This window comes from Streptomyces sp. PL-25, from assembly GCF_058344915.1.
On the sequence record NZ_CP136997.1, the window covers coordinates 1,572,335 to 1,594,983 of the forward strand.

Consider the following 22,649-nt stretch of genomic DNA (forward strand, 5'->3'; position numbering starts at 1 on the left):
CCGGCGGCCACCACCCGCCTCCCCTGCCGCACCCCGTACCACCCATCGCACCACCCCCTTTCACCCGAGGAGATCCTGTGACCACCCCGACGCCGCCCGCCCTGCTCATCGCCGGACACGGCACCCGGGACGACGCCGGTGCCGCGGCCTTCCGCGACTTCGTGCGGGAGCTGGGCCGCCGCCATCCCGAACTGCCCGTGGCGGGCGGCTTCATCGAGCTGTCCCCGCCGCCGCTGGGCGACGCGGTCACCGAACTGGTGGAGCGCGGTGCGCGCCGGTTCGCCGCCGTGCCGCTGATGCTGGTGTCCGCCGGGCACGCCAAGGGGGACATCCCGGCGGCCCTGGCCCGCGAGAAGGAGCGGCACCCGGGGATCTCGTACACCTACGGCCGTCCGCTGGGCCCGCACCCGGCGCTGCTGCGGGTGCTGGAGCGGCGGCTGGACGAGGCTCTCCAGGGCACGGGCGACGACCGCTCCGAGGTGACCGTGCTGCTGGTCGGGCGCGGTTCGACCGACCCGGACGCCAACGCCGAGGTGTTCAAGGCGTCCCGGCTGCTGTGGGAGGGGCGCGGGTACGCGGGCGTGGAGACCGCGTTCGTGTCGCTGGCCGCGCCGGACGTGCCGAGCGGTCTGGACCGGTGCGTCCGGCTGGGTGCCCGGCGGATCGTCGTCCTGCCGTACTTCCTGTTCACCGGCATCCTGCCGGACCGGGTCCGGCGGCAGACCGAGGACTGGGCGGCGGCCCACCCGGACGTCGAGGTGCGTTCGGCGGACGTCATCGGACCGGAGCCCGAACTGCTCGACCTGGTGATGGAGCGCTACGAGGAGGCGGCCGGGGGCATGGTGCGCATGAACTGCGACTCCTGCGTCTACCGCATCGCCCTGCCCGGCTTCGAGGACAAGGTGGGGCTGCCGCAGCAGCCGCACTTCCACCCGGACGACGACGGCCACCATCACGGCCACGGGCACGGCCACCACCATGGCGGGCACTCGCACGAGCATGCGCACTGACATGCGCGCCGAGGAGCACGCGGTGCCGGACAGGGCGGCCGGGGCCGACGGGGCGGCCGGGGCCGGCGAGACCGGCGGGCACGATCTGCGGCACCACGGGGACGCGGAGGTGCGCGACGACGGCGCGGCGCTGACCGACCTCGCCGTGAACGTGCGGACCGGGACCCCGCCGCCGTGGCTGCGGGAGCGGATCGCCGCGTCACTGGACTCGCTCGCGGCCTACCCGGACGGGCGGGCCGCGCGGGCCGCGGTGGCCGCCCGGCACGGGCTGCCGGTGGACCGGGTGCTGCTCACGGCGGGCGCGGCGGAGGCCTTCGTGCTGCTGGCGCGGGCGCTGAAGGTGCGCAGGCCGGTCGTCGTGCACCCGCAGTTCACCGAGCCGGAGGCGGCGCTGCGGGACGCGGGGCACTCCGTGGACCGGGTGCTGCTGCGGGAGCGGGACGGCTTCCGGCTCGACCCTGCGGACGTGCCCGGGGACGCGGACCTGGTGGTGGTCGGCAACCCGACCAACCCGACGTCGGTGCTGCATCCGGCACGGACGCTCACCCGGCTCGCCCGGCCGGGCCGCACGGTGGTGGTCGACGAGGCGTTCATGGACGCGGTGCCCGGCGAGCGGGAGGCGCTGGCCGGGCGGACCGACGTGCCCGGCCTCGTGGTGCTGCGCAGCCTCACCAAGACCTGGGGGCTGGCCGGACTGCGCATCGGCTACGTGCTGTCCGCGCCGGAGACCGTCGCCGCGCTGGAGCGGGCCCAGCCGCTGTGGCCGGTGTCCGGCCCGGCGCTGGCGGCGGCGACGGCGTGCGTCGAGCCGCGCGCCCTGGCCGAGGCGGCGCACGCGGCGCACCGTATCGCCGCGGACCGCGGCCACCTGGTGGCGGGCCTGACCGCCTTCGCTGACCGCGGCCTCCATGTGGCCGGGCCCGCCGAGGGCCCGTTCGTCCTGGTGCGGACACCGGACGCGGCAGGCGTACGCCGACGGCTGCGCACCCTCGGGTACGCGGTCCGCCGCGGGGACACCTTCCCGGGGCTCGGACCCGACTGGATACGGGTCGCGGTGCGGGACCGGGGGACGACGGACGGGTTCCTGACGGCGCTGGACGCCGCGCTCGGACCGGCCCGGTGACGGTGAACGGCCGGCCCGCAGGCGGTGAACGGCCGGTCCGCGGGTTCGGTGGCCGGTGGCCGGCGACCGACGGGTGGTCCGGTGACTGCGGGTGAACGGGGCGGAACGGCTCCCGGGCGGCGGCCCGGAGGAAGGGGGGCCGCCCGGTACCGGCGGCTCAGTGTGCCGACGGCACTCCCGGCTCCCTGTCCCCGGGCGCCAGGACGGCACCGGGCGCCGGGACGGCATGGGCCGGGCGGGCGTGGGCCGGTGTCCGGGCGGGGGCGGCCGCGAAGGGGAAGCGGGACCGCAGCCACCGCTCGGCGGGCCGTTCCACCCACTGGTAGCAGAGCCCGGCCAGGGCCAGGCTGACGGCCAGCACCCCTGCCCAGAACACGAGGGTGGCGGCGCCGGGAGCGGGCTTGCCCCAGTGGTACACCGCGCTGCGCAGAACGATCTCGTGGATGAGGTACCAGGCGAACGACCAGTGTCCGAGCCGGATCATCCAGGGGCCGCCGAGACCGGTGCGCGTGCCGTTCAGGTCGGCGCGGGCGGCGGCGCAGATCAGGGCGGCGAAGAGCGGCGCGGAGAGCCACTGCGAGGCGACGTAGGGGCTGTACCACAGGCCGTCGGGGACCGCGTGGTGCCAGGGGATCAGCACCAGGTGCCAGCCGACGACCAGGGCGGCGGCCACCGGCAGGGGCAGCGGGGGCCGATGGCCCCGTTTGAGGGCGAGACCGGCCACCACGCCGAGGACGAACTGGAGGAGGCGGGTCAGCGGCAGGTAGTCGAGCGCCCAGTTGCGCGTCGCAGGCGTCAGACCGGACAGGGCCGGCCATAGCACGAACGCGGCGCAGGTGACGGCGGCCGCCGTCCAGCCCCACACCCGGGTACGACGGCCGGCGAGCAGCGCCAGCAGCAGCGGGAAGGTGAGATAGAACCACGCCTCGTCACTGAGCGACCAGGCCGCCGGGTTGCCGCCCTTGAAGATGACGGGCTGCGGGAACCAGGAGTGGATCAGCAGCAGGTTCGCTCCGACCGCCTTGAGCGACACCGCCCGCCCCATGGCGACGTACACGGCGACCGACGCGGCGACACTGACGGCGAGCATCGGCCAGATCCGGGCGAACCGCCGCCACAGGAAGATCCGGGCGGGCACCCGCACCCCGTCGTAGCTCCAGGCGAGGACCGCGCCCGACAGCACGAAGAAGAACGTCACACCGCTCCGGCCGTACCAGACCGCTTCGCTGACCCAGGGGACGGTCCCCACCTGGCGTGACAGGTGGTAGAGCACGACCAGCAGGGCCGCCCAGAACCGCAGCCCGGTCAGCGAGGGCAACCGGTCGCGTCCGGCCGCCGGTGTGGAGCCCATCTCGTTTCCTTCGCGCTTCGTCCAAAGGGGACGGCCCGCCCGCCCGGCACAGCCGGGGGCCACCGGAACGTACCGGGGCGACGGAGTGTGAACGGAGGAGCAGACCGGACCCGAACAACAACCGAGCCGGAGAAACAGAAGAATGAGCGTCGTCCGAGAGGAGAACCGAGCCGGTCCGGCCGGCGTCTCGGCCTTCTCCCCGCCCGTCCCCGGGATCCCCCATCGCGCTCCCCAGCACGAGGACCGGATGCTATCACCCGGTTCCCGGCTCCTGACCTGGCCGAAGACGCGTCCGGGCGGGTGCGGGGCCCGGTCCTCGCGGCGCCCCCGCACCCGCCCCGTCACTCCTCGCGTCAGCTCCTGCGCCTGCGCAGCAGCGCCAGGACTGCGCCGCCCGCCGCCAGGAGCACCGCCGAGCCCCCCGCGAGGTAGGGCGTCAGGGAGCTGCCGCCGGTCTCGGCGAGGTCGGCCTTCGCGGGTTCGGCGGGCTCGGTGGCGGGGGCGCCCTGGGGCTTCACCTCGGAGGCGGGGGTGGCGGCGGGCTCGGGGGACTTCTCCGGGGCCGCGGGCGACTCGCAGCTCGCGTGGGCGAGGGTGACGGTGCCCTCGACCTCGGCGACGTTGAGCTTGAGCGGGTTGACGGAGACCTTGAGCCGCAGGGCCGTCGCCGCGGCCGTGCGGGAGGTGGTCTCGTGCTGCGAGAGGTCGAGGCGGACCTCGCCGACCGCCGGGACCCGCACCCGGGTGGTGCCGCCCGCGGACAGCGTCACCTTCTTGCCGAGCACCGTCACCGCGCCCAGCACCTCGCTGGTGGCGGCCGGGGTCCGGCCGGTCGCGCAGGTCGCCCTGGAGGTGACCTGGTCGACCTCGATGACCGACAGCAGGGGCAGTCCGGGCAGGTGGACGCGGGCGTGGGCGAGGCGCACGCTGCCCTCGGCCCCGCTCGCCGAGACCTTCGCGTCCGCCGTCGCCACGTCCGCGCTGAGCACGGTGAACGGCCTGCCGCCGTCGACGCCGTCGAGGCGGGCGCTCAGCGCGGTCTGCCGGGCGCTCGCCGGTGCCTGGACCTCGTTGAGGGAGACGGTGAGCGGGACGTTCACCGTCTTGTTGAGCAGGGACACGTCCAGGCCGGTGCGCAGCACGGACGCGCTCGCGCGGCCGTGGCCGTCGCTCGCGTGGGCGGAGCCCGCGCCGGCCAGCGCCACCGGGCCTGCGGCGAGGACGGTGGCCGCGGCTGCGACGGCGCAGCGGCGTGCGGGCATGCGGAAGTTGTTGCCGTTCACGGAGTGGGACCCCCAGAGAGTGATGCTTGGGACCCGGACAGAATTACGCACCGAGAGTGAACGGGCGGCGATCCTGCGTGACTTCACTCCTTCGTGGGGTTTCCGGCCCTGTTTTCGATTTGTCCGGTACGAATGTTCGCTCGCGTCACCCTCATGTCCCCCGCACACACCGGACACGCGTACCGACTGCGCGCACCCGGCGCGCGTGAAGGCGTGCACAACGACCGGCCGGGGCGGCAGTCACCCGCCCGTCAACCGCGCGACAACCGCCGCCCGCCGCCCGGCCGGTGCTCCCGGTCGGCGCTCCCGGCCGGAACCCGCCCTAGCCGACGACCCGCCCGTTCAGCACCACCCGCCGCGGCGCCGCCAGCACCCGTACGTCCGCCCGCGGATCCGTCTCGTACACGACGAGGTCGGCCGGGGCGCCCTCCTCCAGGCCGGGCCTGCCGAGCCAGGACCGGGCGCCCCAGGCCGTCGCCGACAGGGCCTCGACCGGCGGGATGCCCGCCTTGACCAGCTCCGCGACCTCGGCCGCGACCAGGCCGTGCGGCAGCGAGCCGCCCGCGTCGGTGCCGACGTACACCGGGATCCCGGCGTCGCGGGCGGCGCGGACGGTGTCGTAGCGGCGCTCGTGGAGCCGGCGCATATGGGCCGACCAGCGCGGGAACCTGCCCTCGCCGCCCGCCGCGAGCGAGGGGAAGGTGGCGATGTTGACGAGGGTGGGCACGATGGCGACCCCGCGCTCGGCGAACAGCGGGATCAGGTCCTCGGTGAGGCCCGTGGCGTGCTCGACGCAGTCGATGCCGGACTCGACCAGGTCGCGCAGGGAGTCCTCGGCGAAGCAGTGCGCGGTCACCCGGGCGCCCAGCTCGTGCGCCCGCGCGATCGCCGCCCCGGCCGCCTCGCGGGGCCAGCAGGCGGACAGGTCGCCGAGGTCGCGGTCGATCCAGTCGCCGACCAGCTTGACCCAGCCGTCGCCGCGCCGGGCCTCCCGGTCGACGTACGCGACCAGGTCCTCGGGCTCGATCTCGTGGGCGTAGTTGCGGATGTAGCGGCGGGTGCGGGCGATGTGCCGGCCCGCGCGGATGATCTTCGGCAGGTCCTCGCGGTCGTCGGTCCAGCGGGTGTCGGCGGGCGAACCGGCGTCCCGCAGCAGCAGCGCTCCGGCCTCCCGGTCGGTGAGCGCCTGCTTCTCGGCCACCTCGTCGGGGACCGCGCCGTGCGCGTCAAGGCCGACGTGGCAGTGCGCGTCGACCAGGCCGGGCAGCGCCCAGCCCTCGACGGTGCGCGCCTCCCCGGCGCCGGGCGGGCGGGTGTAGGTGATCCGGCCGCCCACCACCCACAGTTCGTCACGGACCTGGTCGTCGCCGGGGCCGACGAGGACCCGCCCCTTCACATGCAGCACCGCGCCATCGCTCATGCCCCGCACCCTAGTGACCCACTCCCCGGTGGGCCGGGGCCGCCCCGGGCCCACCCGGCCCGGCAGGGGGCGGGCGGCGGGCGTCCCGGGCCGGGCCGCCGGATACTCTCGACTCCGTCGTACCTCGTGACCGAGAAGAGAGCACCGCCGTGACCCATCCCTTCCTGGACCTCGCCCCGCTGAGCGCCGCCCGCTTCGCCTCCATCGAGGACCGGGTGGCACGGCTGCTCGCCACCGAGCAGGACGTCGTGATCACCCAGGGCGAGGCGCTGCTGCCGCTGGAGGGCGCGATCCGCGCGGCGGCGGGGCCCGGCACGGTGGCGCTGAACGTGATCACCGGTCCCTACGGCCAGACGTTCGGCGACTGGCTGCGGGACTGCGGCGCGACGGTGCACGACCTGTCGGTGCCGTACCACACGGCGGTGACCGCCGCGCAGGTCCGCGCGGCCTTCGCCGAGCACCCGGAGATCGACTTCGTGTCGCTGGTGCACGCGGAGGCGGCGACCGGCAACACCAATCCGGTCGCGGAGATCGGCGAGGCGGTACGGGAGCAGGGCGCCCTGTTCTACCTGGACGCGGTGGCCTCCATCGGCGCGGAGCCGGTGCTGCCGGACGCGTGGGGCGTGGACCTGTGCGTGATCGGGGCGCAGAAGGCGATGGGCGGTCCCGCCGGGGTGTCGGCGGTGTCGGTCAGCGAGCGCGCCTGGGCCCGGATGGCGGCCAATCCGCACGCGCCCCGCCGCTCCTACCTGTCCCTGCTGGACTGGAAGGAGCGCTGGATCGACGGCGGGCGCCGCACGCTGCTGCACGCCCCCGCGCAGCTGGAGATGCTGGCCCTGGAGGCGTGCGTCGAACGCATCGAGGAGACCGGCCTGGACGCGGTGACGGCCCGCCACCGGTCCGCCGCCGCGGCGACCCGGGCCGGGGCGAGCGCGCTGGGCGGCGGCCTCGAACCGTACGTCCGCAAGGCGTCCGAGGCGGCCCCGGTCGCCACGACCCTGCGCGCGCCCGCCGATGTCGCGGCGTCCGCCCTGGTGGCCCGCGCCCTGGCGGCGGATCCGGCGCTCCCGCTGGCGGCGGGCGGCGGTCCGCTGGCCAAGGAGATGATCCGGGTCAACCACTACGGCCCGGACGCCACCCCCGGGACCGTCGACGCCTGTCTGACGGCCCTCGCCGCCGCCCTGGCCGCCGAACGCGGCACCGCGGACGGTCTCGACCCGGAGGCCGCCCGCCGGGCCGCCGCAGGGGCCTGGGGCTAGCCGCGGCACCTGTGGGATCGACGACTTCGGTCTCGACAGCTTCGGTATCGGTGAGAGCCGTGAAAGCACAGTAATTCCAGGAATTGAATTCAGGGCAGCTTCCCGTTCTCTTCTGCCCCGTTTCCTCATCCCTAAACACCACGTTTTCACGAACGTTCGAAGACGTAATTCCGGGGCCCCGGCAAGGCGGCCCCGGGAGTTACGCCATTGTGACGCACTCCACAGACGCGCCCCTTTTGCCCCGTAATTAACGGGCAAACCCCCGCAAGTTGCGGCCGGACGCGCGGACGCGCGCTCGCGCGATAACACACGTGGCGTTGCCACGTAAGAGTGCCGGGCGATGCATTTTCCAATTCAGCTCGGTAAGTTCAATTCGCATGACTGCCGCACAAGCAGACCTGCGAACCGACTCCACGGAAAAGACAGATCCCGTATCCATCGAGCGCCCCGTCGTCGCCGACGGCGCCGCGCTCTGGAGGCTCGCCAAGGACTCCGGGACGCTGGACGTGAACTCCTCGTACAGCTACCTGCTGTGGTGCCGCGACTTCGCCGCCACCTCCGCCGTGGCGCGTGGCGCCGACGGCGAGCCGGTCGGTTTCATCACCGGGTACGTGCGGCCCGACCGCCCCGGCACCCTCCTCGTGTGGCAGGTCGCCGTCGACGCCGGCCACCGCGGACGCGGACTCGCCGCCCGGCTGCTGGACGCGCTCGCCGCGCGCGTCGCCGCCGAGAGCGGGCTCACCGCCCTGGAGACCACGATCGCTCCGGGCAACACCGCCTCCGAGCGGCTCTTCGCCTCCTTCGCCGCCCGGCACGGCGCCCGCGTCGAGCGCGAGGTGCTGTTCCGCACCGCCGAGTTCCCGGACGGACCGCACGACCCCGAGGTCCTGCACCGGATAGGCCCGCTGAACCACTGACCCCCGGCCCACGGACCCACCGGGGACCCGCGCGGCGCACCGGACCACCGCGCCCGCAGGCCCCGCCCGAACCGCCGACCCGACCGGTCTTCCACTCCCCACCCCCCGAGGAGCGATTCGTCGTGACCATCACCCAGCCCGACCTGAGCGTCTTCGAGACCCTGGAGTCCGAGGTGCGCAGCTACTGCCGCGGCTGGCCCACCGTCTTCGACCACGCGCGCGGCAGCCGGATGTACGACGAGGACGGCCACGAGTACCTCGACTTCTTCGCCGGTGCCGGCTCCCTCAACTACGGCCACAACAACCCCGTGCTGAAACGGGCGTTGATCGACTACCTCGAACGCGACGGCGTCACCCACGGACTGGACATGTCCACCGCCGCCAAGCGCCGCTTCCTGGAGACCTTCCAGAACCTGGTGCTGCGCCCCCGCGACCTGCCGTACAAGGTGATGTTCCCGGGCCCGACCGGCACCAACGCCGTGGAGTCCGCGCTGAAGCTGGCGCGCAAGGTGAAGGGACGCGAGGCCATCGTGTCGTTCACCAACGCCTTCCACGGCATGTCGCTCGGCTCGCTCGCCGTGACCGGCAACGCCTTCAAGCGGGCCGGGGCCGGCGTCCCGCTGGTGCACGGCACGCCGATGCCGTTCGACAACTACTTCGACGGCACGGTCCCCGACTTCCTCTGGTTCGAGCGGCTCCTGGAGGACCAGGGCTCCGGTCTGAACAAGCCGGCCGCCGTGATCGTGGAGACCGTGCAGGGCGAGGGCGGCATCAACGTCGCCCGGCCCGAGTGGCTGCGCGCGCTCAAGGAGCTGTGCGAACGCCAGGACATGCTGCTGATCGTCGACGACATCCAGATGGGCTGCGGGCGCACCGGCGCCTTCTTCTCCTTCGAGGAGTCCGGGATCGTCCCCGACATCGTCACGGTGTCCAAGTCCATCAGCGGCTACGGCCTGCCGATGTCGCTGTGCCTGTTCCGGCCCGAGCTGGACGTGTGGGAGCCGGGCGAGCACAACGGCACCTTCCGCGGCAACAACCCGGCCTTCGTCACCGCGACCGCCGCCCTTGAGGCGTACTGGGCGGACGGGGCGGCGATGGAGAAGCAGACCCGCGCCCGCGGTGAGCGCGTCGAGCAGTGGCTCGTCTCGATCGCCGAGGAGAACGCCGCCGACATCAAGGAGTACCGGGGCCGCGGCCTGGTGTGGGGCCTGGAGTTCCACGACAAGGGCCGCGCCGAGCGGGTGGCGCGGCGCGCCTTCGCCCTCGGCCTGCTCATCGAGACCTCGGGTCCCGAGAGCGAGGTCGTCAAGCTGCTGCCGGCCCTGACCACCACCCCCGAGGAACTGGACGAGGGCATGAGCACCCTCGCCCGCGCGGTCCGCGAGACCGCCTGACCCGGGTCGTCCCCCGACCCATCGCGAACACTCTGCAAGGAGGCACGTACCACCGTGATCGTCCGATCGTTCAAGGAGATCGAAGGCACCGACCGGCACGTGAAGGCGGCGTCCGGCACCTGGGAGAGCAAGCGCATCGTCCTGGCCAAGGAGAAGGTCGGCTTCTCCGTCCACGAGACGATCCTGTACGCGGGCACGGAGACGTCGATGTGGTACGCCAACCACATCGAGGCCGTGGTCTGCGTCGAGGGCGAGGCCGAACTGACCGACCGCGAGACCGGGAAGACGTACACGATCACGCCCGGCACCATGTACCTCCTGAACGGCCACGAGCGGCACACGCTCAAGGTCAAGGAGGACTTCCGCTGCATCTGCGTGTTCAACCCGCCGGTCACCGGGCGGGAGGACCACGACGAGAACGGCGTCTACCCCCTGCTCACCGAGCCCGAGGAGGTGTGAGGAACCCATGACCACCGCCACCGTGCAGGACCTCTACCCGACCCGCGGCGCCACCGAGGTGTCCGTCCCGCGCCAGGACCCGGTCGTCTGGGGCGCCCCGGACACGCCCGGCCCGATCACGTCCGCCGGCCTCCAGTCGTTCGAGCGCGACGGCTTCCTCGCCGTCGAGGAGCTGATCGGCCCCGACGAGGTCGCCGTCTACCGGCGCGAGCTGGACCGGCTGGTGGCCGATCCGGCGGTCCGGGCCGACGAGCGCTCCATCGTGGAGCCGAAGTCCCAGGAGATCCGCTCCGTCTTCGAGGTGCACCGGATCAGCGAGGTGTTCGCCCGGCTGGTGCGCGACGAGCGAGTGGTCGGCCGGGCGCGGCAGATCCTCGGCTCGGACGTGTACGTCCACCAGTCGCGGATCAACGTCAAGCCGGGGTTCGGCGCCAGCGGCTTCTACTGGCACTCGGACTTCGAGACCTGGCACGCCGAGGACGGGCTGCCGAACATGCGGACGGTGTCCGTCTCGATCGCGCTGACCGAGAACCTCGACACCAACGGCGGCCTCATGATCATGCCGGGGTCGCACCGGACGTTCCTCGGCTGCGCGGGCGCCACGCCCGAGGACAACTACAAGAAGTCGCTCCAGATGCAGGACGCGGGCACCCCGTCCGACGAGGCGCTGACCGCGCTGGCCGACGCGCACGGCATCAAGCTGTTCACCGGTAAGGCGGGCTCGGCCACCTGGTTCGACTGCAACTGCATGCACGGCTCCGGCGACAACATCACGCCGTATCCGCGCAGCAACGTCTTCATCGTGTTCAACAGCGTGGAGAACGCGGCGGTGGAGCCGTTCGCGGCGCCGGTGCGCAGGCCGGACTTCATCGGGGCGCGGGACTTCACGCCCGTGCGCTGACACCGAGCCGGGAAGGGGCCTCCTCGTGTGGGACGGGAGGCCCCTTCCCGTGTCCGCGCTTCCCCGGGGACGCGTCCGGCGGTCAGCCCGCCAGGACGTCCAGCAGCCGGTCCACGTCCGCCTCGGTGTTGTAGAGGTGGAAGGCGGCCCGCAGCCGGCCCGCGCGGGCGGACACTTCCACCCCGGCGGCGCTCAACTCGCCCTGCCGGTCGCCGAGTCCAGGCACGGAGACGATCGGTGAGCCCGGCGCCGGGACCGGTTCGTGGCCCAGGGAGCGCAGCCCGGCGCGGAAGCGGTCGGCGAGGGCCAGGTCGTGGGCGCGTACGGCGGACACGCCCAGTTCCTCGACGAGTTCCAGGGAGCGGCGGCCGCCCGCGTAGGAGAAGAGCGCGGGGCTCTCGTCGAACCGGCGGGCGGAGTGGGCGAGTTCGGCGATCGGGCCGTAGCAGCTGTCCCAGGGATGCTCCCCCGCCACCCAGCCGGCGAACAGCGGGCGCAGGTCACCGAGGTCCTCCGGGACGACCAGGAAGGTCACGCCCCGCGGGCACATCAGCCACTTGAAGGCGACGGCGGCCACGTAGTCGTGGGCGTCCGCGTCGAGGTCCAGCCAGCCCGCGGCCTGGGAGGCGTCGATGTAGGTGCGGGCGCCGTGGGCGCGGGCCGCCGCGCGGACGGCGGGCAGATCGGCGATCCGGCCGTCGGCGGACTGCGCGGCGCTGACCGCGACCAGCGCGGTGCCGGGCCGTACGGCCTCGGCGACCCCCTCCAGCGGAACGGTGCGCACCTTCAGGTCGCCGCGCAGGTGGAAGGGGTTCACCACGGAGCTGAAGTCGCCCTCGGCGGTGACGACCTCCGCGCCCTCGGGCAGGGAGGCGGCGACGACCCCGCTGTAGACGGCGACCGAGGCACCGGCGGCCACCCGGTGCGCCGGCACCCGCACCAGCCGGGCGAAGCTCGCGCGGGCCGCCTCCACGTCGGCGAACATGTCGGTGGGCCTGCCGTCGGCCGCCGCCTCGACGGCGACGCGCAGCGCCTCCACCGTGCGGGCCGGCAGCAGCCCGCAGCTCGCGGTGTTCAGATAGGTGTTCTTCGGGGCGAACTCGGCTCGGACGCGGCTCTCGAAGGTCTCCATGGGACCACTGTGCGGCCGGTCCGGGTCGGAGTCCATCGCGTCGTTCTGCGCGGTTCCCCGAAGGAACGCTTATGTGAGCGCCGGGAAGGTCCGCGCCGGGGCTCAGGCCCCCGGCACCGCGCAGCCGTCCGGGCCGCAGGCCGCCGCGTCGGCGGAGCCGTCCTGGACCAGGGTCAGCGGCGCGCGGTCGCCCCACGCCTGGGTGAGGGCCTGGGTGAACACCTCGGCGGGCTGGGCGCCCGAGACCCCGTAGGCGCGGTCGAGGACGAAGAAGGGCACCCCGGAGGCGCCGAGCTGCGCGGCCTCCTGCTCGTCGGCGCGCACGTCGTCGGCGTAGGCGTCCGGGTCGGCGAGCACCGCGCGCACGGCCCCGGCGTCCAGGCCCGCCGCCACGGCCAGGTCGACCAGCCGCTCGTCGCCCTCGGCGAACACGGAGCGCTCCTCGGCGAAGTTGGCCCGGTACAGCGCGTCCAGCAGCGCGTCCTGCCTGCCGTGCTCCTTGGCGAGGTGCAGCAGGCGGTGCATGTCGAAGGTGTTGCCGTGGTCGCGGTCCCGGGTGCGGTAGTCGAGTCCTTCGGCGGCGGCCTGGGCGCCGAGGTTGTCCTCGCCCGCCTCTGCCTGCGCCTGGCTCATCCCGTACTTCCTGGTGAGCATGGTGAGCACGGGCTCGACGTCGCCCTTGGCGCGGTGCGGGTCCAGTTCGAAGGAGCGGTGCACCACCTCGACCTGGTCGCGGTGCGGGAAGGCGGCCAGCGCCTTCTCGAAGCGGGCCTTGCCCACGTAGCACCAGGGACAGGCGATGTCCGTCCAGATCTCGACACGCATGCTCTCGGCTCTTCTCCGGTCGTACGGGTGCGGAGGGACTCTCCGCGCGCATGTGTGAACGTTCAAGCAGCCGGGTTCATTCCCCGGCCGCCGCCACCCCGCGCGCCAGTAGGCGGAGCGGGCCCGGACGGGCAGCTCGGCGATGGCCCCGGCCCCGGCCTCGGCCCCGGCGGGCAGCGCGGGGCGGATCACCAGGGCGTCGTACGCGTGTTCGCCGGTCATACGGCGCAGGGCGCCCCGGCGACCGGGACCGGATCACCGGGCAGGAGGGACCGGCTCACCGGGCAGGCCGGTTCCCCGGGCAGGAGGGACCGGTCCCCCGGGCCGGGCGGACCGGCCCGCCTCAGCTGCCGTCCCGCGGGTCCGTGAGCCCGTACGGCCGGAACTCGATGCCGTCCCAGGTCACCGTGCAGCCCTCGCCCGTCGGCGACTGCGCCAGGAAGCCGACCAGGGTCTCCTCCGGCCGCTCGGCTCCGGCCAGGCTGAAGACGCGGACGAAGGTCCAGCGCGCGCCGTCGCGGGAGGCGTGGAAGGCGTACGCGCGGCCGGTGCGGCTGATCCGCAGCCACAGCGCGTCGCCGTCCACGGTGAAGGAGTTGGCGTCGTCGGAGTGGCCGCGGGTGACCACCGTGCACACGGTCGGCACGTCCGGGGACAGCTCCAGGCACAGCTTGGCCCAGGTCCGCTCGCCCGCGTGCAGATAGAGCACACCCGCGTCGAAGGCCGCGCCGAAGCCGACCGTGACGTGGGCGATCAGCTGGAAGTCGCCCTCCGGGGGCGCGCCGAGCAGCCGGGGCGCGTCGGAGACGGACTCCAGGGACTCCCCGGCGGGCGGCACGAAACGGTCCTGCCGGGGACCGGCCCGGCCGGTGAGGGTCCCGTCCGCGTACACCCACCGGCCGTCGGGCCCGTACGGGCGCAGCGCGAAGGGGAGTCCGGGCAGTGCGAGAGGTTCGGCGTCCATCGCCGCAGTCTCGCAGCCCGGCTCCGCCCGGCCGCCACGGGGCCCGCGGCGGCCGGCCCTCAGCGCTCCAGGCGCCCGTCGCAGCGGCGCGGCAGGCCGAGCGGGTTGTCGTCGCGCAGTTCCGGGGGCAGCAGGGCCTCGGGGGTGTTCTGGTACGCGACCGGGCGCATCCAGCGTTCCACGGCGGTGGAGCCGACCGAGGTGGAGGTGGAGGTGGTCGCCGGGTAGGGGCCGCCGTGGTGCTGGGCCGGGGCCACCGCCACGCCGGTGGGCCAGGCGTCGACCAGGACGCGTCCGGCGAGCGGGGTCAGCTCGGCGAGGATCCCGGCGCCGCGGCCCCGCCCGGCCGCCTCGTCGGCGGAGAGGTGGACGGTGGCGGTGAGGTTGCCCGGGAGCCGGGACAGCACGGCCGTCGCCTCGTCCGCGCCGCTGTAGCGGGCCACCACGGTGACCGGCCCGAAGCACTCCTCCAGCAGCAGGTCGTGGGCGCCCCCGCCGGTCAGTTCCGCGGCCGGGACGGTGAGGAATCCCGCGCGCACCGTGTGCTCGCCGGCCGCGCCCGGGGCGAGGGGCGCCTCGACGCCGGGCAGCGCGGCGCGCTCGGCGACCCCGGCGACGAAGGTGTCGCGCATGCGGTGGTCGAGCAGGACACCGGGCGCGGTGGCGCCGACGCCGTCCGCCAGGGCCTTGACCAGGCGGTCGCCGGCCGCGCCCGCCGGGACGAGCACCAGGCCGGGCTTGACGCAGAACTGCCCGGCGCCCAGGGTCACCGAACCGGCGAGTCCGGTACCCACGGCCTCCGCCCGCTCCTCGGCGGCCGCCTCGGTGACCAGGACCGGGTTGAGGGAGCCCAGCTCGCCGTGGAAGGGGATCGGCGCCGGGCGGGCCGCGGCGGCGTCGAACAGCGCCCGGCCGCCGCGTACGGAGCCGGTGAAGCCCGCGGCAGCGACCAGCGGGTGCCGGATCAGGTCCAGGCCCGCCTCGAAGCCGTGGACCAGGCCGAGCACGCCCGCCGGTACGCCGTGCTCGGCGGCCGCGCCGCGGAGCACCTCGGCGACCTGCTCGGACAGCGCCGGGTGGTCCGGGTGTGCCTTGACGACGACCGGGCAGCCGGCGCCGAGCGCGCTCGCGGTGTCGCCGCCGGCGACGGAGAAGGCGAAGGGGAAGTTGGAGGCGGCGTAGACGGCGACCACACCGAGCGGCACCTTGTAGCGGCGCAGGTCGGGGACGGGCGGCGTGGCCGTGTCGTCCGGATGGTCGATGATCACGTCGAGGAAGGCGCCCTCGTCGGCGATGTCCGCGAAGAAGCGCAACTGGTGGCAGGTGCGGGCGAGTTCCCCGGTGAGCCGGGCCGGGCCGAGCGCGGACTCGGCGTCGGCGGTCGCCACCAGCCGGTCCCGGGCCGTCTCCAGGCGGTCGGCCGCGGTGCGCAGGAAGGCCGCCCGGACGGCCCGGTCGGCGAGCGCGCCGCGCGCGCCGCGGGCGGCGCGCACGGCGGCGTCCACGTCCTGGGCTGTGGCCTCGGCCGCAACCCGCTCGCGCTGCTTCCCGGTTCGGGGATCGACACTCCAGACTGGTGCTGCTGCCACCGCGGGTCCCTCCACCTGCCTGCCGCTCGCGCCGCAGGACGTAGGTCGTCCGTCGCTCATCCGTGGGTCATCCGCCAGAGTCGTTCGATATACTGAACGCTGTCTCTGATGATGAATGACCAGGAGACTATTTCCCGCCGAACGAAGGGGTCAAGGGCGATGCCGGCAGGCGACACAGGCAGCGGATCACAGGTCAAGTCCGCCGTGCGGACCGTGGAACTGCTGGAGTACTTCGCCGGCCGGCCCGGCATGCACTCCCTGGCCTCGGTCCAGGAGGCCGTCGGCTACCCCAAGTCCAGTCTGTACATGCTGCTGCGCACCCTGGTCGAGCTGGGCTGGGTGGAGACCGACGCGACCGGCACGCGGTACGGCATCGGGGTGCGCGCCCTGCTGGTCGGCACCTCCTACATCGACGGCGACGAGGTGGTCGCGGCGGCCCGCCCCACCCTGGACCGGCTCTCCGACGACACCACCGAGACCATCCACCTCGCCCGGCTGGACGGCACCAACGTCGTGTACCTGGCCACCCGCCAGTCGCAGCACTACCTGCGGCCGTTCACCCGTGTCGGCCGCCGGCTGCCCGCCCACTCCACCTCGCTCGGCAAGGCGCTGCTGAGCACGTACTCGGACGAGCAGGTGCGCAAGATGCTCCCCGAGACGCTGCCCGCGCTGACCGAGCACACCCTCACCGACCGCGAGAAGCTCATCGAGGAGCTGCACCAGATCCGCGAGCAGGGCTTCGCCGTGGACCGCGAGGAGAACACGCTGGGCCTGCGCTGCTTCGGCGTGGCCATCCCGTACCGCACCCCGGCCCGGGACGCGGTCAGCTGCTCGATCCCGGTGGCGCGCCTGACGCCCGCGCACGAGCAGCTGGTGAAGGACGCCCTCTTCGACGCCCGTGACCGCCTGACGCTCGCCACCCGGAGGCTCTGAACCATGCACGTCGTCCTGCGCGAGGTCCACGACAGCGACCTGCCGGTGTTCTTCCGGCAGCTCAACGACCCCGAGGCGCTGCGGATGGCCGCCTTCACCCCGAAGGACCCGGCCGACGCGGACGCCTTCGCCGCCCACTGGGCGAGGCTGCGCGCCTCCCCCGACGTACAGCGCACGATCCTGGCCGACGGGGACGTGGTCGGCAGCGCCGCGGTGTACGGCGAGCCCGGTGAGCGCGAGGTCACCTACTGGGTGGACCGCGCCCACTGGGGCCGCGGCGTGGCGACCGCCGCCCTGCGCGCCCTGCTGGCCGAGGTCCCCGAACGCCCCCTGTACGCACGGGCCGCGGCGGACAACACCGCCTCCCGCCGGGTCCTGGAGAAGTGCGGCTTCCGCCTGACGGCCACCGCCCGCGGCTACGCGCAGGCGCGCGGCGAGGAGATCGACGAGGTCGTCCTGACCCTGCGCGGCTGACCCCGCGCGGCCGCGCTCCCGGTCCGGGAGGAGAGTCCTCTCCGCCGCGCGGCGGAGGCGGATCGTCACCGGGCAGGACGCGCCGGGGCCGCGGGCACGGAAGCCTGGCCGCATGAGAACGCCGCCCCTCCCCGGGCGTCCGGGCGGACCGGGCCGCGCGGCGGAACCCGCCGGCCGGCCCGCGCGGCCGGCGCGGCCCGCCTACGCTGACCGGATGACCGTCGGCTCTGTGCCCCGTACCCAGGGCGCCCGTCTCCCCGGCCCGCGCCCGGCAGCGGCGCGCGGGCGGCGGGCATGAGGGGGCTCCTGCGGCCGCTGCTCGGGCGCCGGGCGCGCCGCCGCTGGATCCATCTGGTCCTGGGCGGCGCCCTCGCCATGCCCTATGTGCTGGTCGGCGCGGTCGTCGTCGGACCGGTCAGCGGCTCCTCCGACGTGCTGACCTCCTTCCCGCTGCAACTCGCCTCGTTCGGCGTCGGGTTGCCGCTGGCTGCGGTGACGTCGCTGTTCCCGCCGACCCGGCCGATGTCGGTGGCGGCGGTGCGCGCGCTGTGCGGAGCGGAGGCCGGGCCGCTGGCCGGGGGACCCGCGCGAACCCGGGCCGCGCGGGGGCGTACGGCCCTGTGGTTCACCCTGCATCTGGCGCTCGGCGGCATCGTCTCCGGGATGTCCCTCGCGGTGCCGCCGTTCGGGGCGGTGCTGCTCGTGCTGCCGCTGGTGCCGGGGCTGCGCGACACCCCGGTCCCCGTGCTCGGTTCCTTCGACCGCCCCTGGGGGCCGGTGCTCGCGCCGGTCACGGGGGCGCTGACGCTGCTCGCGCCGGCCGCCTGCGCGGCGGGCGCGGGACGGCTGCTGGCCCGCTGGGCACCCCTGCTGCTCGGGCCGGGCCCCGAGGACCGGCTCGCCGCCGCCGAGGCCCGCGCCGCCGACCTCGCGGTCCGCAACCGGCTCGCCCGCGAGCTGCACGACGCGGTGGGCCATGCCCTGAGCGCCGTCACGCTCCAGGCGGGCGCGGCCCGCCGGGTGCTCGACACCGACCCGGAGTTCGCACGCGAGGCGCTGGCCGCGATCGAGGAGACCACCCGGCGCACGGTCGGCGAACTCGACGCCGTGCTGGGCGTGCTGCGCGGCGGTGACGCCCCGGACACGGCCCCCGCGCCCACGCTCGCCGCCGATCTGGACGGACTGCTGCGCCGCACCCGCGCGGGCGGCCTGCGGGTCACGGCCGAGGTGCCGGCGGATCCCCGCGCGCTGCCGCCCGCCGTCTCCCGCGAGGCGTACCGCATCGTCCAGGAGGGCCTGAGCAACGCGCTGCGGCACGCGGGCGGGGAGGCCGCGGTGCGGGTCAGGGTGGTGACGGCGGGCGGCCGGGTGGAGATCACCGTGGAGAACCCGTTCGTACCGGCGGACGGGCGCACCGGCGCCGCCCGGCCCGGTGGCGGGCACGGGCTGCGCGGGGTCGCGGACCGGGCCCGGTTGCTGGGCGGCTCCGCGCACGCGGGCCCGGCCGGCGGGGTGTGGCGGCTGTCCGTACGCCTCCCGCTGGACGGACCCGCCGCCCGGCCGCCGTCGGAGGAACCGCCCGCACAACTCCCGCCCGACGAACCGCCGGTACGGCCCCCGCCCGACGCCCCACCCCTACCGCTGCCGCCTGACGGACCGCCGGTACGCCCCACGCCGGACAACCCGCCCACACGACACCCACCCGACGAACCGCCCGCACGGCCCCCGCCCGACGCCCCACCCCTACCGCTGCCGCTGCCGCTGGAAGGACCCGTATGACCGCCGCACCGCCCGGCTCCCCGCCCCTGCGCATCGTGGTCGCCGACGACGAGCGCATGGTGCGCACCGCGCTGCGCGCCATCCTCGGCGCCGAACCGGATCTGGCGGTCGTCGGTGAGGCCGCCACCGGGGCCGAGGCGGTGTCCGTGGTGCTGGCGGAGCGGCCGGACGTGGTGCTGATGGACGTCCGGATGCCCGAGCTCGACGGCATCCGGGCCACCGAGCGGATCCTGGCGGCCCTGCCCGAACCGCCCCGCATCGTCGTCGTCACCACCTTCGAGAACGACTCCCACGTGTACGCGGCCCTGCGCGCCGGGGCCTCCGGCTTCCTGCTCAAGCGGGCCGACGCGGACACGCTGGTGCGGGCGGTGCGGCTGGTCGCGCACAGCGACACCCTGCTGTTCCCGGCGGCGGTGCGGGCGCTGGCCGTCGAGCACGCGCGGGGAGCTCCCGCGCCCTGGGTGGCCCGGCTGACCGGCCGCGAGGGCGAGGTGCTGCGGCTGATGGCGGCGGGCCTGACCAACGCGGAGATCGCCCGGCGGATGGGCGTCGGCCCCGCCACCGTGAAGTCGCATGTGGCGGCCGTCCTCGCCAAGACCGGCGCCCGGGACCGCACCCAGGCCGTCATCGCCGCGTTCGAGGCCGGTTTCATGAGCGTCCGATGAGAAAAGGGCCGGACCGGAACGATTCGTCCCCTCCCGTTCGTCGTCCTGACCGGGATGAACGCGATGAACGGGATGAACAAGACGATCAGGCGGGCGTCCGTCTTCACACTGCTGCTGGTGTTCGCGCTGCTGGTCAGGGCGACCTGGGTGCAGTTCTACGACGGCAGGGCGCTCGCGGACGACAAGGACAACCGGCGCGGGGCGATCGCGACGTACGCGCAGCCGCTGGGGAACATCGTCGTGGGCGGCAGAGCCGTCACCGGCTCCGCGCGGACCACGAGCGGTGACCTCGCCTACCGGCGGACCTACGAGGACGGCAAGCTGTACGCGGCGGTCACGGGCTACAGCTCGCAGGTCTACGGCACGACCCAGCTGGAGGGCGTCTACAAGGATCTGCTGAACGGCTCCGACAGCCGGCTGCGCGACCCGCTGGACACCCTCACCGGCAAGCGGGCCGCGCCCGGGGACGTGGTCACGACGATCGACCCCGAGGTGCAGCAGGCCGGTTACCGGGCGCTCGGCGGCAAGAAGGGCGCGGCCGTGGCGATCGACCCGGCCACCGGGCGGATCCTGGCGGTGGTCTCCACACCGTCGTACGACCCGTCCGTGCTCAGCACGGGCGACAGCGCCGCCTGGAAGAAGCTGACCGAGGATCCGGACAAGCCGATGACGAACCGGGCGCTGCGCCAGCCGCTGCCGCCGGGCTCGACGTTCAAGCTGGTCGTCGCGGCGGCGGCGCTGGAGGACGGGCGCTACGCCTCGGTGGACACCCCCACCGACAGCCCCGACCCGTACCGGCTGCCGGGCACCACCCGGGACCTGGCCAACGAGAATCCGTCCGCGCCCTGCGAGAACGCCACGATCCGCACCGCGCTGCGCTACTCGTGCAACAACGTCTTCGCCAAGCTGGCCGTCGACCTCGGGCAGGACAAGGTGCGGGCGATGGCCGACCGGTTCGGCTTCGACGACAGCGCGCAGGACGTGCCCGTACGGGCCTACCCGAGTGTGTACCCGTCCGGGATGGACAAGGCTCAGACCGCGCTGAGCGGCATCGGGCAGTTCGATGTGACGGCCACACCACTCCAGATGGCCATGGTGTCGGCAGCTATAGCCAACGGCGGCACTCTCGTCTCACCGCACATGGTGTCGCGCACTACGGACGGCAACGGCGATGTGGTGCGGGACTATGACGACCATCCGGACAGCAAGCGGATCGTCAGCGCCGCCACCGCCGCCCAGCTGCAATCGGCCATGCGCACGGTGGTCGAGCAGGGCACCGGCACCAACGCCCGCGTCGACGGGGTCACGGTGGGCGGCAAGACGGGCACCGCGCAGCACGGCGAGAACAACAGCCAGGTGCCGTATGCCTGGTTCACCTCGTTCGGCACCTCGCAGCGCACCGGGCGGCAGGTCGCGGTCGCGGTGCTGGTCGAGCAGTCGGACGCGGCCCGCTCCGAGGTCAGCGGCAACGGTCTCGCGGCGCCGGTGGCCCGTGCCATGACCGAGGCCGCGCTGAAGTGAGCCCCGCCCGGGGCGCCGCCGGGCACCCCGGACGGTGGCCCGTCCGTCCCTACGCGACGTAGTACGTCGGGTTGGGCAGCTTGTAGGTGCGGTCCGCGTAGCCGCCCTCCAGGTCGGAGTACTGGTCGCCGAAGTTGGCGACGATGTCGTACCCGAGGCTCTCGATGTGCTTGCGGGTGCCCGCCTTGAACTGCACGGTGGTGCACTTCCAGGCGCCCGGCGCCGCGCAGTCGCGCAGATAGGCGGGCGGGTTGGCGGCGTCCTTGAGGAACATGTGCCCGGCGTCCAGGTTCACGTCGGCGCCGACCTTCTTCAGGTTCTGCACGGCGGCGGTGCGCTGGGCCTCGCTCAGACCGGAGTTGTAGAAGACGGCCACGCCCTTCTTCGCGGCGTAGCGCACCAGGTCCGGGCTGCCGAAGACCTCCGGCCGGTCGGCCTTGTCGACGTAGGCGGCCCAGGTGGTGCCGTTGTAGCCGTAGTTGTTCTTCTTCTCGTAGTCGAGGCTGAGCAGCAGCGTGTCGTCGATGTCGAAGACGACGGCCGGCTTCTTGCCCCGGTGGCCGTGGTGCTGCGCCGCGCGCGCCGCCTTGTCGATCTGCCGCTTGGCGGCGGCGTCGACGCGCGCCAGGTCCTTGGCGTACTGGCTGTCGGGGGACGCCTGGTACACGCCGTGCGCGTCGAGCGTGGTGCCGTAGTAGGTGTCGATGTCCTTGGTGAGCAGGCCGATGTTGTACGGCTCACGGGTGGAGTTGGCGGTGGACTGCCCGGCGGTGGCCGCTCCGGCACCGTAGACGACGGTGGCGGTGAGGGCGCAGGTGGCGGCGATCGCCGCGAGACGCAGTGGCTTATTCATGACAGGTTTCTACGCGCGTCACCCCGGTGAGCGCGAGCACCGTTGCCTGATCGATATCTACCGGTTCCGCGCGAGCGGGCCGCTCGCTGCCGCGCGGACGCCGTCCCCGGGCCCGCGCGGCGGCGGCCGGCGCCGGGTCAGGACCCGGGCCGCCAGCCCGGGTCGCGCCCGCTCAGGCCCACCGTGCGGTCCAGCAGCGGGGCCCGGCCCGGAACGGGCACGACGGGTCCGAAGATGCCGCTGCCCTCCTCCGGGCTGCCGTCGGCCGCCGCGCACAGGAAGCCGAACGCCGCCCGCAGCGCGGCCGGATCCGGCTCGTAGGGGCGGCCGGTGGCGCGCGCCAGGTCCCAGCCGTGGACGACGAGTTCGTCCGCGACGACGGCACCGGCCACCTCGCCGGGCAGGTCGACGCCGCCCGCCCGGGTCATGCCGGTCCAGGCGGCCGGATCGCGCCAGACCTCGGCCAGTTCGCCCAGGACCCGGGGCAGTTCCTCGCGCCAGCCGGGTCCGATGTCGGGCCGGGTGCTGTCCGGGCGGGTGTCGGTCCTCGGGCCCAGCTCCTTGCGGCCCGCGTCGCAGAAGGCGGCGGACAGGCCCAGCAGATGGCCCAGCAGATGGCGGACGGCCAGGTCGGGGCAGGGCGTCGGGGCGGCGAGCTGGTCGTCGCGCACGTCCAGGGCGAGCCGCGCCACGATGCGGGCCTGCGGGCCGAGGTCGAGAAGGGTGCCGGTCGTCATCGTCTGCTCCTGGGATCGCGTGGGGCATCTCTCCTGGAGGCAGACCGCCCGGAGCGCCGG

The 22,649-nt window shown here is 74.3% G+C and carries 20 protein-coding genes and 1 pseudogene; 12 read left to right on the top strand and 9 right to left on the bottom strand.

Annotated features, from left to right (window positions below):
* Positions 1 to 77: 77 nt before the first annotated feature.
* Positions 78 to 1,010 (top strand): sirohydrochlorin chelatase, encoded by a 933-nt coding sequence (locus tag R4Z62_RS06975; RefSeq protein ID WP_355481574.1) that lies wholly within the window; start codon positions 78 to 80, stop codon positions 1,008 to 1,010.
* On the top strand, positions 1,000 to 2,133 hold the full coding sequence (gene cobC, locus R4Z62_RS06980) for an Rv2231c family histidinol phosphate aminotransferase CobC (protein ID WP_491519355.1): 1,134 nt from the start codon (positions 1,000 to 1,002) through the stop codon (positions 2,131 to 2,133). Before R4Z62_RS06975 ends, cobC begins: the two co-directional genes overlap by 11 nt.
* Before the next feature lie 157 nt (positions 2,134 to 2,290).
* Here the strand turns inward: cobC and R4Z62_RS06985 are convergent, their stop codons facing one another.
* The 3 genes from R4Z62_RS06985 to R4Z62_RS06995 all read right to left on the bottom strand — a co-directional run bounded on the left by R4Z62_RS06985 (position 2,291) and on the right by R4Z62_RS06995 (position 6,187).
* On the bottom strand, positions 2,291 to 3,484 hold the full coding sequence (locus R4Z62_RS06985; protein WP_491519356.1) for an acyltransferase family protein: 1,194 nt from the start codon (positions 3,482 to 3,484) through the stop codon (positions 2,291 to 2,293).
* Between the two features lie 353 nt (positions 3,485 to 3,837).
* Positions 3,838 to 4,767 (bottom strand): SCO1860 family LAETG-anchored protein, encoded by a 930-nt coding sequence (locus tag R4Z62_RS06990; protein WP_385498194.1) that lies wholly within the window; start codon positions 4,765 to 4,767, stop codon positions 3,838 to 3,840.
* A 322-nt stretch (positions 4,768 to 5,089) separates the two neighbouring features.
* On the bottom strand, positions 5,090 to 6,187 hold the full coding sequence (locus R4Z62_RS06995) for an amidohydrolase family protein (protein WP_064532208.1): 1,098 nt from the start codon (positions 6,185 to 6,187) through the stop codon (positions 5,090 to 5,092).
* 149 nt (positions 6,188 to 6,336) lie between these two features.
* Between R4Z62_RS06995 and R4Z62_RS07000 the strand changes: the two genes are divergently transcribed.
* The 5 genes from R4Z62_RS07000 (at position 6,337) to thpD (ending at position 11,117) form a co-directional block, all read left to right on the top strand.
* The gene (locus R4Z62_RS07000) at positions 6,337 to 7,446 is read left to right on the top strand and encodes a pyridoxal-phosphate-dependent aminotransferase family protein (RefSeq protein ID WP_064532210.1); all 1,110 of its coding nucleotides are present in this window, start codon (positions 6,337 to 6,339) and stop codon (positions 7,444 to 7,446) included.
* Between the two features lie 377 nt (positions 7,447 to 7,823).
* Entirely contained in the window at positions 7,824 to 8,363 is a 540-nt protein-coding gene (gene ectA, locus R4Z62_RS07005) for a diaminobutyrate acetyltransferase (protein WP_355481564.1), read from the top strand.
* 122 nt (positions 8,364 to 8,485) lie between these two features.
* The gene (ectB, locus tag R4Z62_RS07010) at positions 8,486 to 9,757 is read left to right on the top strand and encodes a diaminobutyrate--2-oxoglutarate transaminase (RefSeq protein ID WP_064532214.1); all 1,272 of its coding nucleotides are present in this window, start codon (positions 8,486 to 8,488) and stop codon (positions 9,755 to 9,757) included.
* A 54-nt stretch (positions 9,758 to 9,811) separates the two neighbouring features.
* Entirely contained in the window at positions 9,812 to 10,216 is a 405-nt protein-coding gene (locus R4Z62_RS07015; RefSeq protein WP_064532216.1) for an ectoine synthase, read from the top strand.
* Positions 10,217 to 10,223: 7 nt separating this feature from the next.
* Positions 10,224 to 11,117: an ectoine hydroxylase gene (gene thpD, locus R4Z62_RS07020; RefSeq protein WP_355481561.1), complete on the top strand. Its 894-nt coding sequence runs from the start codon at positions 10,224 to 10,226 to the stop codon at positions 11,115 to 11,117.
* A gap of 82 nt (positions 11,118 to 11,199) precedes the next feature.
* Here the strand turns inward: thpD and R4Z62_RS07025 are convergent, their stop codons facing one another.
* The 4 genes from R4Z62_RS07025 to R4Z62_RS07040 form a co-directional block, all read right to left on the bottom strand.
* Entirely contained in the window at positions 11,200 to 12,249 is a 1,050-nt protein-coding gene (locus tag R4Z62_RS07025; RefSeq protein WP_355481559.1) for an aminotransferase class V-fold PLP-dependent enzyme, read from the bottom strand.
* Between the two features lie 102 nt (positions 12,250 to 12,351).
* Positions 12,352 to 13,074 (bottom strand): DsbA family oxidoreductase, encoded by a 723-nt coding sequence (locus R4Z62_RS07030; protein WP_064532220.1) that lies wholly within the window; start codon positions 13,072 to 13,074, stop codon positions 12,352 to 12,354.
* Between the two features lie 343 nt (positions 13,075 to 13,417).
* Positions 13,418 to 14,038: a DUF1349 domain-containing protein gene (locus R4Z62_RS07035; RefSeq protein WP_355481557.1), complete on the bottom strand. Its 621-nt coding sequence runs from the start codon at positions 14,036 to 14,038 to the stop codon at positions 13,418 to 13,420.
* A 59-nt stretch (positions 14,039 to 14,097) separates the two neighbouring features.
* The gene (locus tag R4Z62_RS07040) at positions 14,098 to 15,627 is read right to left on the bottom strand and encodes an aldehyde dehydrogenase family protein (protein ID WP_355481555.1); all 1,530 of its coding nucleotides are present in this window, start codon (positions 15,625 to 15,627) and stop codon (positions 14,098 to 14,100) included.
* Between the two features lie 159 nt (positions 15,628 to 15,786).
* On the opposite strand from R4Z62_RS07040, the gene R4Z62_RS07045 reads away from it, so the two are divergent.
* From R4Z62_RS07045 to R4Z62_RS07065, 5 genes and pseudogenes are all read left to right on the top strand, one after another.
* Positions 15,787 to 16,560, top strand: coding sequence for an IclR family transcriptional regulator (locus R4Z62_RS07045; protein ID WP_064532224.1), 774 nt, complete (start codon positions 15,787 to 15,789; stop codon positions 16,558 to 16,560).
* A 3-nt stretch (positions 16,561 to 16,563) separates the two neighbouring features.
* Positions 16,564 to 17,034 (top strand): GNAT family N-acetyltransferase, encoded by a 471-nt coding sequence (locus tag R4Z62_RS07050; RefSeq protein ID WP_064532226.1) that lies wholly within the window; start codon positions 16,564 to 16,566, stop codon positions 17,032 to 17,034.
* A 294-nt stretch (positions 17,035 to 17,328) separates the two neighbouring features.
* Positions 17,329 to 18,588 (top strand): annotated as a pseudogene (locus tag R4Z62_RS07055) (sensor histidine kinase); the annotation flags it as partial.
* Positions 18,589 to 18,809: 221 nt separating this feature from the next.
* Entirely contained in the window at positions 18,810 to 19,478 is a 669-nt protein-coding gene (locus R4Z62_RS07060; RefSeq protein WP_064532228.1) for a response regulator transcription factor, read from the top strand.
* 72 nt (positions 19,479 to 19,550) lie between these two features.
* Positions 19,551 to 20,999, top strand: a complete 1,449-nt coding sequence (locus tag R4Z62_RS07065; protein WP_355481628.1) for a peptidoglycan D,D-transpeptidase FtsI family protein — start codon at positions 19,551 to 19,553, stop codon at positions 20,997 to 20,999.
* Positions 21,000 to 21,048: 49 nt separating this feature from the next.
* Here R4Z62_RS07065 and R4Z62_RS07070 read toward each other — a convergent pair whose 3' ends face one another.
* Positions 21,049 to 21,852, bottom strand: a complete 804-nt coding sequence (locus R4Z62_RS07070; protein ID WP_064532230.1) for an HAD family acid phosphatase — start codon at positions 21,850 to 21,852, stop codon at positions 21,049 to 21,051.
* Positions 21,853 to 21,989: 137 nt separating this feature from the next.
* A complete protein-coding gene (locus tag R4Z62_RS07075) occupies positions 21,990 to 22,589 on the bottom strand; it encodes a TIGR03086 family metal-binding protein (protein ID WP_064532232.1) in 600 nt (199 codons plus the stop codon).
* Between the last annotated feature and the right edge of the window lie 60 nt (positions 22,590 to 22,649).

Bases quoted from the DNA above. Each gene is read 5' to 3' on its own strand.
- cobC (WP_491519355.1), top strand. From the start codon at position 1,000: ATGCGCACTGACATGCGCGCCGAGGAGCACGCGGTGCCGGACAGGGCG.
- R4Z62_RS06985 (WP_491519356.1), bottom strand. From the start codon at position 3,484: ATGGGCTCCACACCGGCGGCCGGACGCGACCGGTTGCCCTCGCTGACC.
- R4Z62_RS06995 (WP_064532208.1), bottom strand. From the start codon at position 6,187: ATGAGCGATGGCGCGGTGCTGCATGTGAAGGGGCGGGTCCTCGTCGGC.
- ectA (WP_355481564.1), top strand. From the start codon at position 7,824: ATGACTGCCGCACAAGCAGACCTGCGAACCGACTCCACGGAAAAGACA.
- thpD (WP_355481561.1), top strand. From the start codon at position 10,224: ATGACCACCGCCACCGTGCAGGACCTCTACCCGACCCGCGGCGCCACC.
- R4Z62_RS07025 (WP_355481559.1), bottom strand. From the start codon at position 12,249: ATGGAGACCTTCGAGAGCCGCGTCCGAGCCGAGTTCGCCCCGAAGAAC.
- R4Z62_RS07030 (WP_064532220.1), bottom strand. From the start codon at position 13,074: ATGCGTGTCGAGATCTGGACGGACATCGCCTGTCCCTGGTGCTACGTG.
- R4Z62_RS07035 (WP_355481557.1), bottom strand. From the start codon at position 14,038: ATGGACGCCGAACCTCTCGCACTGCCCGGACTCCCCTTCGCGCTGCGC.
- R4Z62_RS07045 (WP_064532224.1), top strand. From the start codon at position 15,787: ATGCCGGCAGGCGACACAGGCAGCGGATCACAGGTCAAGTCCGCCGTG.
- R4Z62_RS07050 (WP_064532226.1), top strand. From the start codon at position 16,564: ATGCACGTCGTCCTGCGCGAGGTCCACGACAGCGACCTGCCGGTGTTC.
- R4Z62_RS07060 (WP_064532228.1), top strand. From the start codon at position 18,810: ATGACCGCCGCACCGCCCGGCTCCCCGCCCCTGCGCATCGTGGTCGCC.
- R4Z62_RS07065 (WP_355481628.1), top strand. From the start codon at position 19,551: ATGAACAAGACGATCAGGCGGGCGTCCGTCTTCACACTGCTGCTGGTG.
- R4Z62_RS07070 (WP_064532230.1), bottom strand. From the start codon at position 21,852: ATGAATAAGCCACTGCGTCTCGCGGCGATCGCCGCCACCTGCGCCCTC.
- R4Z62_RS07075 (WP_064532232.1), bottom strand. From the start codon at position 22,589: ATGACGACCGGCACCCTTCTCGACCTCGGCCCGCAGGCCCGCATCGTG.